10 protein-coding genes are annotated in these 14,678 nt (G+C 66.4%); 4 read left to right on the forward strand and 6 right to left on the reverse strand.

Features of this window, described 5'->3' with window-relative positions:
• Positions 1-74: 74 nt before the first annotated feature.
• The 4 genes from ACAW63_RS27630 to ACAW63_RS27645 all read right to left on the reverse strand — a co-directional run bounded on the left by ACAW63_RS27630 (position 75) and on the right by ACAW63_RS27645 (position 8,350).
• Positions 75-2,801 carry a LuxR C-terminal-related transcriptional regulator gene (locus tag ACAW63_RS27630; RefSeq protein WP_371230675.1) on the reverse strand — a complete coding sequence of 909 codons (2,727 nt, stop codon included), beginning with the start codon at positions 2,799-2,801 and terminating at the stop codon, positions 75-77.
• Between the two features lie 217 nt (positions 2,802-3,018).
• Positions 3,019-4,386: a DUF1329 domain-containing protein gene (locus ACAW63_RS27635; RefSeq protein WP_371230677.1), complete on the reverse strand. Its 1,368-nt coding sequence runs from the start codon at positions 4,384-4,386 to the stop codon at positions 3,019-3,021.
• Positions 4,387-4,538: 152 nt separating this feature from the next.
• On the reverse strand, positions 4,539-6,461 hold the full coding sequence (locus ACAW63_RS27640; protein ID WP_371230678.1) for a DUF1302 domain-containing protein: 1,923 nt from the start codon (positions 6,459-6,461) through the stop codon (positions 4,539-4,541).
• A 206-nt stretch (positions 6,462-6,667) separates the two neighbouring features.
• Positions 6,668-8,350: a fatty acid--CoA ligase gene (locus tag ACAW63_RS27645; RefSeq protein WP_371230680.1), complete on the reverse strand. Its 1,683-nt coding sequence runs from the start codon at positions 8,348-8,350 to the stop codon at positions 6,668-6,670.
• A gap of 270 nt (positions 8,351-8,620) precedes the next feature.
• Between ACAW63_RS27645 and ACAW63_RS27650 the strand changes: the two genes are divergently transcribed.
• Positions 8,621-9,796 carry an acetyl-CoA C-acyltransferase gene (locus ACAW63_RS27650; protein ID WP_371230681.1) on the forward strand — a complete coding sequence of 392 codons (1,176 nt, stop codon included), beginning with the start codon at positions 8,621-8,623 and terminating at the stop codon, positions 9,794-9,796.
• 49 nt (positions 9,797-9,845) lie between these two features.
• Here the strand turns inward: ACAW63_RS27650 and ACAW63_RS27655 are convergent, their stop codons facing one another.
• Positions 9,846-11,030, reverse strand: coding sequence for an MFS transporter (locus tag ACAW63_RS27655; protein WP_343577449.1), 1,185 nt, complete (start codon positions 11,028-11,030; stop codon positions 9,846-9,848).
• Between the two features lie 88 nt (positions 11,031-11,118).
• Here ACAW63_RS27655 and ACAW63_RS27660 point away from each other — a divergent pair, with 88 nt between their 5' ends.
• Positions 11,119-11,895, forward strand: coding sequence for a helix-turn-helix transcriptional regulator (locus ACAW63_RS27660; protein WP_371230683.1), 777 nt, complete (start codon positions 11,119-11,121; stop codon positions 11,893-11,895).
• A 293-nt stretch (positions 11,896-12,188) separates the two neighbouring features.
• Here ACAW63_RS27660 and ACAW63_RS27665 read toward each other — a convergent pair whose 3' ends face one another.
• Positions 12,189-12,818, reverse strand: a complete 630-nt coding sequence (locus ACAW63_RS27665; RefSeq protein WP_371230685.1) for a LysE family translocator — start codon at positions 12,816-12,818, stop codon at positions 12,189-12,191.
• Positions 12,819-12,900: 82 nt separating this feature from the next.
• Here ACAW63_RS27665 and ACAW63_RS27670 point away from each other — a divergent pair, with 82 nt between their 5' ends.
• Both ACAW63_RS27670 and ACAW63_RS27675 read left to right on the forward strand, forming a co-directional pair.
• On the forward strand, positions 12,901-13,866 hold the full coding sequence (locus tag ACAW63_RS27670) for a 2-hydroxyacid dehydrogenase (RefSeq protein WP_371230687.1): 966 nt from the start codon (positions 12,901-12,903) through the stop codon (positions 13,864-13,866).
• On the forward strand, positions 13,863-14,627 hold the full coding sequence (locus tag ACAW63_RS27675) for a DUF3658 domain-containing protein (RefSeq protein ID WP_371230689.1): 765 nt from the start codon (positions 13,863-13,865) through the stop codon (positions 14,625-14,627). Before ACAW63_RS27670 ends, ACAW63_RS27675 begins: the two co-directional genes overlap by 4 nt.
• The last annotated feature ends 51 nt before the right edge of the window (positions 14,628-14,678 follow it).

Raw genomic sequence — 14,678 nt, forward strand, 5'->3', positions numbered from 1 at the left:
TGCTTTGGCCATCCTCGCCCCAGCCCTCTCCCGGAGGGCTGGGGTGAGGGAACCAACGGGCAGCGGAATCCCCCCTAGCGCAACAACCCCATCTCCTTCGCCCGCGCCACCGCCTGGGTGCGGCGCTCCACACCGAGCTTGTCGTTGATGTGCCGCGCGTGGCTCTTGACCGTATGCAGGGAGATGAACAGCCGATCGCTGATTTCCTGGTTGGAGCAGCCCTGGGCAATCAGTTCCAGCACTGCCAGCTCGCGACCACTCAGGCAGTCGGTGAGCGCCGCGCAGCGCTCCGGCGGGGCCGGCAAACGTTCACGCAGGGCCTCCATGGCCGGCGAGGAAGCCCGCACGGCCAGTTGCTCACGCAGCCATTCCGGATGCTGCAGCAGCACCTCATGCAACGGGATCAGCAGGCCCACGGCCAGGCCATCCAGGCACTCGCCCAGCTCGAAGGAAGCCTCGCGCTCGCGACCGTCCTGCAGCAGCAAGGCGACCAGCTGGCCCTGGGCGAAGCGCGCCTGCAACTGCGCACCGCCTTGCAGGGCGCCGCTGGCCACGGCGCGCAGCCGCGCTTCGGCATCGGCCGTGCGGCCTTCGCGGCGCTCCAACTGGGACTGGAGCATTTCCACATGGCGCGGCAGCTGCGGCGAACACTCCGGCGGCGTGGCCGGTTCGTCGCCGGTGTAGGTGTCGCGCAGGCGCTCCAGCCAGGCGGCCGCCAGTTCGGTCTGCCCCTGGCCGAGCCAGAGCTCGCATTTGATCAGGGTGATGGCCGACAGGTAGTAGACCGGCGGCACGTCCCACACGTGCATCATCCGCTCGACCTCGGCCAGGTGGGCGAAGGCGCGGGTGTAGTTGCCCAGCCGCCCTTCCAGGCTGGCCAGCACGCAGAAGCCGATGATCAGGCTGATGTCCCGGCAGGCACGCGCTTCCTCGATTCCGGCCTTGAGGCACTTGCGCGCCTCGTCCGGCTGCAGGGCGAGGCTGCGCAGATAGCCCTGATAGAGCATCAGCCGGCCGCGCACGGCGTAGCGGCGCTGGCTTGACAGCCCGGAGAGTCGCGCCAGGCCCTGGCGAACCTCCTCTTCAGCGCGCAGCACCTCGCCGCGCGCCTGCAGGACGCGGGCGCGGTCGTAATGCACCATGGCCTCGAACAGCGGATTGCCGAAACGTTGCGCCAGCTCCAGGGCATCCCGGTTCAGGTTGCGGGCGCGCCACAGGTCGTCGCGGACAATGGCCAGGTTGCTCAGGGTCGACAGGCACAGCAGGCGCGGGCCGAAGCGCTCCGGCCCGAGCCCTTGCAGGGCCTCCTCGCAATGTCGCTCGGCGGTGGCGATATCACCGCGGCCCCGGGCGACGACACCCGCGAGCGCCTGCCACTGGGCCATCAGGTCGCGCTGGGTGGCCGGGTCGGCCGCCGGCAGGAAGCGCGACAGTTGCAGCGCCAGTTCCTCGGCGGCGTCCAGCTGGCAGGCCAGCGCCAGCGCCCAGCTGTACAGCACGATCAGACGCGGCGTGCTGGCCAGCAGGCTGTCGGGCAGGTCCATCTTCCAGCGCAGCAGCGTGGCGACGTTCTGTTCGGCCAGCAGTTGCTCCTCGGACAGGCTCTGCACCAGGTTCGCCGCCACTTCCGGGTGACCGGCGCGCAGGGCCTGCTCCACGGCGTCGTCGAACAAGCCCTGGGTGCTGAACCAGCGGCACGCACGCAGATGCAGCGCCGCCGCCGAAGGACCGGAGCCGGGCAGCGGCCGCGCCAGCAACAGGTCGGAGAACAGGTGGTGATAGCGGAACCACTGGCCCTGCTCGTCCAACGGCACCAGGAACACCTGGTGCTGCTGCAGATGACGCAGGATCGAAGCGCTGTCATGGGAGTCGCGAAGGGAATCACAAAGTTCGGCGGAGAAGCGTTCGAAGCGCGCGGTCTGGTAAAGGAAGACCTGCACCTCCGGCGGCTGCTTGTCGATCACTTCTTCCAGCAGGTAATCGCGGATCAGCTCCTCGGCGCCGTGCACCGAAAGATCGGGCACCTTCGCCGCCAGTTCGTCGCCGTGGGCCAGCAGCCACAGGCGCAGGCCGGCGATCCAGCCTTCGCTGCGCTCGACCAGGTTATCCAGGGCGCTGTCGTCCAGCTGCGCGCCGTTGGCGGATACCAGACGCGCGGTTTCCTCGGCGGTCAGGCGCAGGTCCTGTTCGCTGAATTCCAGCAGGTGCCGCGACAGGCGCAGGCGGGCCAGGTGCCAGTCGGGACGCTGGCGGCTGGTGACCAGCAGCACCAGGCCGGGCGGCTGGTGATTGAGGAGAAATTGCAGGCAGCGGTCGAGCACCGCGCCCTGGGCCAGGTGGTAGTCGTCGAGCACCAGCAGCAGCGGGCGCTCGACGGACAGGCAGTCCACCAGTTCGTCGAGCAGGTCGTCGAGCCAGGCTTCGAAGGCGAACGGCTGGTGCCGCTGACGCATCTTCAGGATGCCCAGCGCCTCCTCGCCCAGCATGGGAAAGTGCAGGCGCAAGCCTTCCAGCAGGCGTTCGAGGAAACGCCCCGGATCACTGTCCCTGGCACTGAGCCCCAGCCACAGACTGCGCCATTGGCTTTCCAGCGTCTGACAGAACTCGATGGCCAGTGAGCTCTTGCCGAACCCCGCCGGCGCAGACACCAGAATCAGCCGTCCCTCCAGCCCGGACGCCATGCGCTCGCACAGCCGCGAGCGCGAGACGTGGCCATGCGGCAGCGGCGGCCGGAAAAAACGGCTGCCCCCTGTGCTGGTGGGAACCTCGGTCAGTCGTGGCAGAGTCGAGAAGTCGGTCATCAGCCTGGCTCTTGCTCTAGCTCTTGTTTCTATGTGGACGGAGCCTAGCCGCTCGCGAGCGGTATTTGAAGCCGATTTTGTTACCGTTGCCCACAAGATGACCAGAAGCCTTCCGACATTCCGCATCCCCATTCATCCGCTGGATGATCGCCCATAAAAAAACCGGCCCGAAGGCCGGTCTTTTCTCACCGCGGAACCACCCGTGGGGATCGGGGGATCAGCGAACGCCTTCCTGGCGCAGCGCTGCCGGGGTGAAGTCGCTTTCCGAAGCGCTGTAGTTGAAGTCGTAGGCGGATTTCTCCTCGTTCTTCAGACCCAGCACCAGGTAGCGACCGGACAGCAGGTCATACAGGGTTTCGGCGGTGTACCACGGTACCTGGTAGTTGTAGTAGTACTGGTTGAAGGCCTCGGCCACGCGCCACAGGGTGCCGCGACCGTCGTAGTGGTCGATCTCCACGGCCTGCCAGGTGTCCTCGTCGATGTAGAAGTCACGCTTGGCATAGATGTGGCGCTCGCCCGGCTTCAGGGTGGCGGTCACGTGCCACACGCGGTGCAGCTCGTAGCGGGTCAGGTCCTGGTTCAGGTGGCCGGGCTTGATGATGTCGGCGTACTTGAGCTTCGGATCATCGAGCTTGTAGTTGTTGTACGGGATGTACAGCTCCTGCTTGCCCACCAGCTTCCAGTCGTAGCGGTCCGGCGCGCCGTTGTACATGTCCAGGTTGTCGGAGGTACGCAGGCCGTCGGCGGCGGTACCAGGACCGTCGTAGGACACCTGCGGGGCACGGCGTACGCGACGCTGGCCGGCGTTGTAGAGCCAGGCTAGGCGCGGTTCCTTCACCTGGTCCAAGGTCTCGTGCACCAGCAGCACGTTGCCGGCCAGGCGCGCCGGAGCGGTCACGCGCTGCTTGAAGTAGAACAGCACGTTGCTCGGCTTGCTGGCGTCATAGTCCTTCAGGTCGGTGCGGAAGACGAACTCGTCCTGGAAGTACACCAGCGAGTAGGAGCCGTTCACCTGCGGGGTGGCCTGGGTCACCAGACGGCGCACGTGGCCGCCGCGGTAACGGGTGATGTGGTTCCAGATGACTTCCAGGCCATCCTTCGGAATCGGGAAGGGGTTGGCGGTCTGGAAGTTCTGCAGGCCGTTGCCGCCCTGCACCAGGGTGGTGGTGGTGGCGTTCTTCTTGGTCGCCGCCAGCACACTGTCCGGTACGCTGGCAGTGCGGTGCGAGGGGTACACCGGCATCTTGTAGGTGTCGGGGTAGCGCTTGAACATGGCCTGCTGGCCGGGGGTCAGCTTGTCCTTGTACTGGTCCATGTTCTGCGCGGTGATGGTGAACAGCGGCTTCTCGCTGGCGAACGGGTCGGAGAGGAAGCCCTTGCTGTCGGCGGTGCCGGCGTTCTTGGGCAGGCCGCCGGTCCAGGCCGGGATGCTGCCGTCGGCGTTGCCGGCCTTTTCCGCGCCCATCGGGGTCAGGGTGGTGCCGAGCTTGGCCGCTTCATCGGCGGAGACGGCCGCCATCACCTGGGAGGCGAGCAGGCTGAGTGCCAGCGCGCCGGTGTGCAGCAGGATCTTTGTTGTTCTCATGCGTTTATCGTCCTCGTTGAGTCTGTGCCCACCGCGGTGGCCGCCCCTTGCGGGACGGGTCGCGGGTTGTATCTGCTGCACCGCCGGCCGGTTCGACCGACCGGCGGGTGGCCCGCCGCGTGTGCGGGCCGGATACCGGTTGAACGGCCGGTTTAGAAGTTCACCCCGAAGCTGAGGCTGACGAAGTCGCGGTCATCGACGGTGCTGTACTTGCCGTCGAAGTAGGTGGTGTAGGCCAGGCTCGCGGTATAGGTGTTCAGGTAGTCGGCGTCGACACCCAGGCTGACCGCCTTGCGGCCTTCCTCGAAGTTGCCGCCAGGGCCGGGGGAGTAGCCGTCCACGTCATGGGACCAGGCCACGTTCGGCTTGAGGTTCACGCCGGCGAACACGTCGTTGTAGTCCCAGATGGCGCGGGCGCGGTAGCCCCAGGAATCGGCGGTGGTGAAGCCGTCGCTTTCGCAGTTGCGGCTGACGTTGTTGGCGTTGGTGGTACCCAGGGTGGAGGCGTTCAGCGCCTCGCAGGTCGGACGGCCGTTGAGGGAACCGGCCAGCGGGCCGGGGCCGAACACCGGGTCACGGCCATAGCGCGCCTTGCTCTGGCTTTCCAGGCCGCCGACGTGGGTCCAGCCGACCTCGCCCACCAGGGTCAGACGCTCGGCGCCCATGACCTGGTCGAAGAAGTGGGTGAAGGTGGTCTGCAGCTGGGTGATTTCCTTGCGGCGGTAGCCGTGCAGGTCTTCACCGGCGTTGCCGTTGAGCACCGAGGCGTTGTTGTAGACGTGGTTGCCGCCGATGGCCACCGGGTCCAGGCCGGAATACAGGATATCGGTGGTGTTCAGTTGTACCGGAGCGTTCGGGCGGTAGCTGATCTCACCCTGCCAGGCGGTGCCGGTGGGCAGCGTGGTGGAGAAGCTCAGGCCGTACAGGTGGATGTCTTCCGGATATTCGATGAAATAGCTGGAGTTGCCGGCCATGGCCGCCGCACCGGCCTGGGCCGCCAGGGACGGGCTGATGGCGGCGATGTTGGTGATCAGCTGGTTGATCTGCGCCACCTTGGCGGTATCGGCGCCACGGCCGCTGAAGATCGGCAGGCGGCTGTGATAGTTCATGTAGTAACCGCCGAACTCGGTGTTCAGGCTGTCGGCGAAATACTTCAGCGACAGGCCGTACTGGCCGCTGTCGCGGGCGTCGCGGTCCGGCCCACGCTTGACCACGATGCCTTCGTCCCACGGCGAGGGGGTCAGCGCCAGGCTCGGGCCGAGCAGGGCGTTCAGGGTGTTGATCGAGGTCTTGTTGTTGGTCAGCACCGCCAGGTTCTGGGTACAGCCATCGGCGACGACGTCCGGCTGGGAGAAGAAGGTGCCGCAGTTGTCGACCACCGTCTGGTCCCACTCCAGCTGGTAGAAGCCTTCGGCGGAGAGGTTGTCGGTGAGGTTCTGCGACAGGTAGAACATGTTCACCGGCACCAGGGCTTCCTTGATCTCGGAGCCCGGACGGCGGAAGGCGGTCACGTCGAACGGGTTGATCACGCTGATGCCGTTCTGGATGAAGGTGCTTTCACCCCAGTTCACCACCTGCTTGCCCAGGCGCACGGTGCCCGGCAGTTCGGCGATGGTGTAGTTGTGGTAGATGAATGCGTCGAGCAGTTCGGCGCCGGAGGCCTGGGCGGCTTCCTTGCGATTGTGATCGCTGAGCGGCTTGAACTCGGTGTCCTCGTCCTTCTGCTCGAAGTCGTACCAGTACTTGCCGCGCAGGAATACGCCGGTGTCCTGGTATTTCAGCTCGAGGTCGTGGATGCCCTTGAAGATTTTCGAGAAGGTCTTGCCGGCCTTGTAGTTCAGGTGGCCGTCGTCGGAGGTCTGGGACAGGCCCTTGCCGCCGTTGTTTACGCCGATGAGGTTCTTGTTCGGGTTCTCCGTCGACCAGCTGGCCCCCACGGACAGCGACGAGTCGAACGAACCTTCGATTTCCCCGATGTTGAAGCTGACGGCGGAAGCGGGGGTCGCCAGCGAGGAAGCCAGGCTGACGGCCAGCGGCAACCGCGCCAGTCGCCAGATATGTTGCATGGTTTTCATCGACGCTACTCCATGTGATTTTTGTTATGAGTAGCGGCGACTATATCGGCGGCGTTACACACCTTGATCGCTCGAAAGTGTGATTTCTCTCAGTAAGGCCCTGACTAGACAGTCGCGCGGGCCAGAGACGGCGTCATCACTGGCCCGCGCCGCGCCAAGCGCTTGCTTGGCACGGATGCTTCACACACTGACCAACCGGTCGTCGCTCAAACCGTGGAGAGGAAGGCGCTGCCGGCCTCCTGCCATTGGGCGATGTCTACCCGGATACGCTTCTTGTCGAGCTTGCCGACACTGGTCTTGGGAACTTCAGTAACAACGGCTATCTGAGACGGAATCGCCCACTTGTTGATGTTCCCCTGCTCGACGAAAGGCTTGAGGTGCTCCTTCAGCCCCTTGGCGTCCAGCGACTGGCCCTCGCGCAGCACCAGCAGGGCGAAGGGGCGCTCGCCCCATTGCGGATCGGGCACGCCCACCACGGCGACTTCGCGCACCGCAGGGTGCCGGCTGATCAGGTCTTCCAGCTCCAGCGACGACAGCCACTCGCCGCCGGTCTTGATCACGTCCTTGATACGGTCGCGGATGTCGATGAAGCCCATGCCGTCGAGGGTCGCGACGTCGCCGGTATGCATCCAGCCGCCGGCCCAGAGTTCCTCGCCCTTCTGAGGTTCCTGGAAGTAACCCTGGGTCAGCCAGGGTGCGCGCAGCACCAGTTCGCCCTGGGATTCGCCGTCGGCCGGGAGAAGCTGGCCGTGTTCGTCCATGATCGCCGCCTCTACCATCGGCACCGGCACGCCGGCCTTGATCCGGTAGGTGGTGCGCTCATCCTCGGTGCCGGCGCGCAGCTCCTGGTTGAGGTAGCCGCAGGAGATCAGCGGGCAGGTCTCGGACATGCCGTAGGCGGCGGTCAGCTGGATGCCACGGGCCTTGGCGGCGTCATACAGGGCGCGGTTCAGCGCGCTGCCGCCGATGATGATCTTCAGCCCACCGAAGTCGTAGTCCTTGGCGCTGGCGGCGTTGAGCATCATCTGCAGGATGGTCGGCACGCAGTGGGAGAAGGTCACCTTTTCCTCGCGGATCAGCTTGCACAGCAGCTCCGGCTCGTAGCGGCCCGGATACACCTGCTTCACCCCCAGCATGGTGGCCACGTAGGGCACGCCCCAGGCGTGGACGTGGAACATCGGGGTGATAGGCATGTACACGTCATCGGTGCCCATCAGGCGAATGCTGTCCAGGCTGCCGATGGTCGAGGCCATCGCCAGGGTGTGCAGCACCAGCTGGCGGTGGGTGAAGTACACGCCCTTGGGGTTGCCGGTGGTGCCGGTGGTATAGAAGGTGGTGGCCACCGAGTTCTCGTCGAAATCGGGGAAGGCGTAGCGCGGGCTGGCCGCCGCCAGCAGGGTTTCATACTCGCCCACGCAGTTGGGCAGCGCGCAGCTCTTGTCGGCGCCGTCGGTGAGCAGCAGGGTCTTTTCCACCGTGGTCAGCTGAGCGGCGATGCCCTGGTAGAGCGGCACGAACTCGCTGTTGACCAGCACGAAGCGGTCGTCGGCGTGGTTCATGGTGTAGAGGATCTGGTCGGGCGAGAGGCGGATGTTGATGGTGTGCAGCACCGCGCCGATCATCGGGATGGCGAACATGCATTCCAGGTAGCGATGGCTGTCCCAGTCCATCACCGCCACGGTGTCGCCGGCCTTCACGCCCGCCTCGGTCAGTACGTTGGCCAGCCGCGCCACGCGCTCGTTGAAGGTGGCATAGCTGTAGCGCACGCTGTCGCGGTAGACAATCTCCCTGCCCTTTTCATAACGGCTGCCCGAAAGCAGCAGGCTCTTGATCAGCAACGGGTACTGGTAGGCATTCTGTGCAGCAGGGATGACGCGGGTTTTCAGCATGGCGGGACACTCTCACGGCTGGATTTCCAGAAGGAATACATCAGGATGATTGCGACTCTAGAGGCCTCCCGGTGTCCGTTCATCAGTCAAAAGAGTGATTTGCCAATGACTCTTTGGCCACATCCAGTCACGCGGTAGAATCCATCCCGCCCGGTCGTTCACGGCCGGCCCCTTACCCGGAGTACGGGTATGGCCTGCTTCCAACGCAGCTCTGCCGACGCGCAGCCGGTCATACGCGGGCTCCTACAACAAGAGCAAAGAGGTAGTTTCATGTCCGAGATCGTCATCGTCAGCGGCGCCCGTACTCCCATGGGCGGCTTCCAGGGCAGCCTGTCCGGCGTTCCCGCCGTGGAGCTGGGCGCCGTCGCCATCCGCGAAGCCATTGCCCGTGCCGGTATCCAGCCCGAGGACGTGCAGGAAGTGATCATGGGCAACGTACTGCCCGCCGGCCTGAAGCAAGGCCCGGCCCGCCAGGCGGCGCTGAACGCCGGCCTGCCCGCCGCCACCGGCTGCACCACCATCAACAAGCTCTGCGGCTCCGGCATGAAGGCCGTGATGCTGGCCCACGACCTGCTCAAGGCGGGCACCAACGACGTGATGGTCGCCGGCGGCATGGAAAGCATGTCCAACGCGCCCTACGTGATCGAAAAGGCCCGCACCGGCCTGCGCATGGGCCACGGCGAGATCAAGGACCACATGTTCCTCGACGGCCTGGAAGACGCCCGCACCGGCCGCCTGATGGGCTCCTTCGCCCAGGAAACCGCCGACAAGTACGGCGTGACCCGTGAGGAAATGGACGCCTACGCCATCGAATCCCTCAAGCGTGCCCAGGCTGCCATCAAGGACGGCTCGCTGGACTCGGAAATCGTTCCGGTCACCGTGACCACCCGCAAGGGCGAGACCGTGGTGAAGGACGACGAGCAGCCGCTGACCGCCAACCTGGACAAGATCCCGGGCCTGAAGCCGGCGTTCAAGAAGGACGGCACCATCACCGCCGCCAACGCCAGCTCCATCTCCGACGGCGCCTCCGCGCTGGTCCTGATGACCGCCGAAGAAGCCGCGCGCCGTGGCCTGAAGCCGCTGGCCAAGATCGTCGCCCACGCCACCCAGAGCCAGGACCCGGCCGAGTTCACCCTCGCCCCGATCGGCGCCATGACCAACCTGTTCAAGAAAGCCGGCTGGAGCAAGGATGACGTGGACCTGTTCGAGATCAACGAAGCCTTCGCCATGGTCACCATGCTCGCCATGCGCGAACACGGCCTGGACCACGCCAAGGTCAACGTCTACGGCGGCGCCTGCGCCCAGGGCCACCCGGTCGGCTCCACCGGCTCGCGGATCATCATCACCCTGATCAACGCCCTGCAGAAGAAGGGTGGCAAGCGTGGCGTCGCCTCGCTGTGCATCGGCGGCGGCGAAGCCACCGCGGTGGCGATCGAGCTGGTCTGATCTTCGGTCAGGCATGAAAAAGGGGCGCCTCGGGCGCCCCTTTTTCGTTTCAGGCCGTCGCCACCTTCGGCGCATGTGCCGCCGTGCGCGGGAACACCACCGCCGCCAGGAAGGTAACCACCCCGAGCACCGCCAGGATCAGGTACAACCCGGCCAAACCCTGGCGCGGCTCGATATAGCTGATCAGCGGAATCGCCGCCGCGCTAGCGCCGAAGGAGACGAAGTACCGCAGGGCGAACACCCGCGCCTGCCACTGCGGCGCGACGAAGTTGGCGACCATCGCGTCGTTCACCGTCACCTGGCCGAACACCGCGAACATGAACAGCGCACCGACCACCGCCACCGGCCAGCCTTCGGCATAGGCCAGCGCCACCAGCAGCGGGCCCTGGCAGAAGGTCATGAGCAGGAACGGGCCCTTGAGGCTGAAGCGGTCCAGCAGCCGCCCCATGATCAACTGCGCCACGGCGCCAAAGGCATAGGCCAGGCTGACCACCACACCGAGGCTTTCCGGCGAGGCCAGCAGTTCTTCCAGACGCACCTGGAACAGGCGCGGATAGGTCACGGTGCTGGCGTTGAACACCACGCCGCCGGTGGCCGTCACCAGCGCCAGTACGCCGAACACCCGGGGCATCGACAGTCTCTGCCCGCCCACACCCCGTGGCGCCGGATGCTGCACCGCCACCGGCGCCTCGGCACGGACCTGCCAGGCGAAGCCGATGCCGATCAACACCGCCACGGCGCCCGGCAGGATGAACGCCGCGCGCCAGCCGAAGTGGGCGGTGAGAAAGCCGGTCAGCAACGCGGCGAAGGCCACGCCGAGGTTGCCCCACATGCCGTTGATGCCGATCTCGTGACCACGGTTCTGCGCATGGGCCACCAGCATCGCGGTACCCACCGGGTGGTAGATCGCGGCGAACACGCCGATCAGGGTCAGGCCGGCAACCAGCAGCGGCACCGAACCGGCCAGGCCGGTGAGGATGGAAGACGCGCCGATGCCGAAGAAGAACAGCTGCATCATGTGCCGGCGGTCCCACTTGTCGCCCAGCCAGCCGGCCGGGATCGAACAGGCACCGAAGGCGATGAAGCCGCCCAGGGACAGACCGATCATTTCGGCATAGCTCAGACCGAAGCTCTGCGTCATGCCCAGCACGGCGGCCGGGAAGATCAGCATGAACATGTGGTCGATGATATGGGCGGCGTTGATGTAGCGGATGATCGTTCGAGGTCGTGACATGGCGTCGGGCTCTCGGCTTGAGTGGAGGAAGGTCCATGCTAGGCTGTCGAAAAATCGCAGACCTGACAGAAAAGTCATCGAATCCGACATGCACCTGCACATTCCCCAGGACTCACGCCTCGCCGCGATCGGCCTCGACTACGTCGACGGGCACCACGTGCAACCCCACGACCATCCGCAGGCGCAGCTGCTCTACGCCGCCAGCGGCATGATGCGCCTGGTCACCGGCCAGGGCGCCTGGGTCATCCCGCCGACCCGCGCAGTGTGGATTCCGCCGGGCACCCGGCATGAGATCCACATGTCCGGCGAGGTGCACATGCGCACCCTGTTCATCCGCGCCGAGGCCTGCCCGGCAAACCTGGCCGACTGCTGCGTGCTGGCGGTCACGCCCCTGTTGCGGGAGATGATCCTGCGCTGCATCCGCTGGCAGGCGCAGCCGGGCGAACCGGCACTGCCGCTGCTGGAGCAGTTGATCCTGCTGGAGATCGCCACCCTGGAGCGTCTGCCCCTTGCCCTGCCGCTGCCGACCGACCGCCGCCTGCAGGCGATCTGCAAGGCGCTGCTCAAGCACCCGGAGCACCCGCACACACTGGAGGACTGGGGCCAGCAGGTAGGCGCCAGCTCGCGCACCCTGGCCCGGCTGTTCCGCCAGGAACTGGGCATGAGCTATCAGGAATGGCGCCAGCAGCTGCGCCTGACCGAAGCGCTGCCGCGCCTGCTGGCCGGCGAGAGCGTACAGAGCGTGGCGGCGGCGCTGGGCTACACCAGCGGACGGTCGTTCAGCGCGATGTTCAGGCGATTGCTGGGGGAGAATCCGCGCGAGTACCTGCAGGCGTTGGCGCAGCTTGCGGAGATCAAGGCCTGAGCCGGCCTGCATCGAGGGGGCTGTTGTAGGAGCGGCTTCATCCGCGATCCGGCCGGAAGGCCGGCCAAGGGGCCATCGCGGACAAGGTCCGCTCCTACAAAATCAAGAGCCCCTCACCCGAACCCTCTCCCGCAAGCGGGAGAGGGAACCGTTCGGTGCAGGATGAAACCATGACATCAGCCGGCACGATCTGCCCTCTCTCCCTCCGGGAGAGGGCTGGGGTGAGGGGGAAAGCCCTGGCACAGATTCAGCCGGGACAAGACAGTTGCTCCTACGGAAGGGTCATCCGTGCTTCAGCGCAGCTCGGTGAACGCCAGCTTGATCCCCAATCCCACCAGCACCACGCCCATCATCCTGTCGAACCAATGGCCCATGCGGGCGAAGCCGGCGCGCACGCGCTGCTGGCTGAACAGCAGCGCCACCAGGCAGAACCAGGCGGCCGTCGCGCAGGCCAGGTACACGCCATAACCCGCCTGGACCATCAGGGGTGTATGCGGGTTGATCACCACGGTGAACAACGAGAGGAAGAACAGCGTCGCCTTCGGGTTCAGGCCATTGGTGACGAACCCGGCGACATAGGCCCCGCGCGCGGTGCGCACCACCGGCGCGACGATGCTTTCGGCAGCCGCCGGATCGGCCGGCCGCGCCCGCAGCGCCTTGATGCCGATGTACAGCAGGTAGGCCGCCGCCAGCCACTTCAGGGCGTTGAACAGCACGATGGACTGCGACACGATCAGGCCGATCCCCAGCAGCGAATAGGTCACGTGCAGGAAGATCGCACTGCCAACACCCAGCGCCGTCCAGGTGCCGGCACGGCGCCCGTGGGTCACGCTCTCGCGCACCACCACGGCGAAGTCCGGACCGGGGCTGGCCACCGCCAGCAGGTGGATGAATGCCACGGTGAGAAATTCCGTCCAGTACATCGCGCCTCCGCAGAGCGTTCGGAAAACAGTTAGGCTGATTACCTTACGTCACACCGAATCACCGCAAAAGGTACAGCCACCCATGAACAGCGCTCGCGCCGTCTTCCTCGACCATGCCTCCCTCGACCTCGGCGACCTCGACCTCGCGCCGCTGCGCGCGCAGTTCGGCGAACTGGTCCTGCACGGGCGCAGCGATGCGGAGCAGGTGGCCGAGCGGCTCGAAGGCGCCCAGGTGGCCATCAGCAACAAGGTGCGCATCGACGCCGCGGTACTGGAGCGCTGCCCGGAGCTGAAACTGATCCTGGTCGCCGCCACCGGCACCAACAACATCGACCTTGCCGCCGCCCGCCGTCACGGCGTGACGGTCAGCAACTGCCAGGGCTACGGCACCCCGTCGGTGGCCCAGCACACCCTGATGCTGCTGCTCGCCCTGGCCACCCGGTTGCCCGACTACCAGGCGGCGGTACGCGCCGGGCGCTGGCAGCAAGCGCCGCAGTTCTGCCTGCTGGATTTCCCCATCGTCGAACTGGAAGGCAAGACCCTCGGCCTGCTCGGCCACGGTGAACTGGGCGGCGCGGTAGCGAAGCTGGCGGACGCCTTTGGCATGCGCGTGCTGCTCGGCGCCCTGCCCGGCCGCCCGCCGCGCACTGACCGCCTGCCCCTGGACGAACTGCTGCCGCAGGTCGACGCCCTCACCCTGCACTGCCCGCTGACCGAAGCCACGCGCAACCTGATCGGCCAGCGCGAACTGGACCTGATGAAACCCCACGCCTTCCTGATCAACACCGCCCGTGGGGGGCTCGTCGACGAGCAGGCGCTGGCCGATACCCTGCGCCGCGGCCACCTGGGCGGCGCGGCGTTCGACGTGCTCAGCGTGGAGCCGCCGAAAGACGGCAACCCGCTGCTGGCCGGCGACCTCCCGCGCTTCATCCTCACCCCGCACAGCGCCTGGGGGAGCCGCGAGGCCAGGCAACGCATCGTCGGCCAATTGAGCGAGAACGCCGCCAGCTTCTTCGCTGGCGAGCCGCGCCGGGTGGTGGCGCCATGAGCCTGCACCTGGTCTGCGGCGACGGCGCCGCCCACGCACTGCGCCGGGCAGTAGAAGCCGGCGTACTGGTCGAGAAGAGAATCCGCGTGATGCCGGATGATCTGGCCGTCGGCCCGCTGAGCGATGTGGACTCGCCCCCCTGCCAACAACGCGCCGCGTTCTGGCATGAACTGGGCGGCGATGCCCTGCGCGAACGGGAAATCGCCGTCGAACTGGCCACCGACGCGAACTGGCTGCGCAGCCCGGACGCCACCATCGTCACCCTCTGGCACGGCGACAGTGCCAGCGAGCAACTGCTGCTGCGCCGCGTCTGCGCCCTGCTGCCGGCGCACGTCACCCTGCGTAGCGTTGGCGCCGGCAGTGGTCAATGCCGCTGCGACGATCGCCACGCCATCGCCATGCTGAAGCCCGAGGAGCTGGCCAATGCCCTGGCCGCCAGCCACGAAGTGGATGCCACCGAACGCCAGTGCCTCGGCGAAGACTGGCAACGCGCGCTGGCCGCCAACGCCGAACTGCGCCTGTGGCTGGACGGCCAGTTGAGCGGCGCCGGCTTTGATCACATCGACCGAATCCTGCTGGACAGCGCCAGCGAGTCCTGGCGTCCGGTGCAGTCGGTGATCGGCCCGACCATGGCCTATGTCGAAGGCCTGTTCGTCAGCGACCTGCTGGCTGCCTGGCGCCTGTGCGAACTGGTCGCGGCAGGCCGCCTGGAACTGCGCGGCGAGGACTTCTGGAGCAACGCCGAGGTGCGGCTCGCCTAGGCTCGGCCATTGCAGCCCTGCTAAACTCGCGCCCTTTTTTCGAGGAGGCCG

Origin of the sequence: Pseudomonas sp. QE6, assembly GCF_041379005.1 — a bacterium.
GTDB lineage: Bacteria > Pseudomonadota > Gammaproteobacteria > Pseudomonadales > Pseudomonadaceae > Pseudomonas.

What these genes read in the sequence shown, in the direction of transcription:
- ACAW63_RS27675 (WP_371230689.1), top strand. Translation starts at nt 13,863, where the DNA reads ATGAGCCTGCACCTGGTCTGCGGCGACGGCGCCGCCCACGCACTGCGC.
- ACAW63_RS27670 (WP_371230687.1), top strand. Translation starts at nt 12,901, where the DNA reads ATGAACAGCGCTCGCGCCGTCTTCCTCGACCATGCCTCCCTCGACCTC.
- ACAW63_RS27660 (WP_371230683.1), top strand. Translation starts at nt 11,119, where the DNA reads ATGCACCTGCACATTCCCCAGGACTCACGCCTCGCCGCGATCGGCCTC.
- ACAW63_RS27650 (WP_371230681.1), top strand. Translation starts at nt 8,621, where the DNA reads ATGTCCGAGATCGTCATCGTCAGCGGCGCCCGTACTCCCATGGGCGGC.
- ACAW63_RS27630 (WP_371230675.1), bottom strand. Translation starts at nt 2,801, where the DNA reads ATGACCGACTTCTCGACTCTGCCACGACTGACCGAGGTTCCCACCAGC.
- ACAW63_RS27645 (WP_371230680.1), bottom strand. Translation starts at nt 8,350, where the DNA reads ATGCTGAAAACCCGCGTCATCCCTGCTGCACAGAATGCCTACCAGTAC.
- ACAW63_RS27640 (WP_371230678.1), bottom strand. Translation starts at nt 6,461, where the DNA reads ATGAAAACCATGCAACATATCTGGCGACTGGCGCGGTTGCCGCTGGCC.
- ACAW63_RS27655 (WP_343577449.1), bottom strand. Translation starts at nt 11,030, where the DNA reads ATGTCACGACCTCGAACGATCATCCGCTACATCAACGCCGCCCATATC.
- ACAW63_RS27635 (WP_371230677.1), bottom strand. Translation starts at nt 4,386, where the DNA reads ATGAGAACAACAAAGATCCTGCTGCACACCGGCGCGCTGGCACTCAGC.
- ACAW63_RS27665 (WP_371230685.1), bottom strand. Translation starts at nt 12,818, where the DNA reads ATGTACTGGACGGAATTTCTCACCGTGGCATTCATCCACCTGCTGGCG.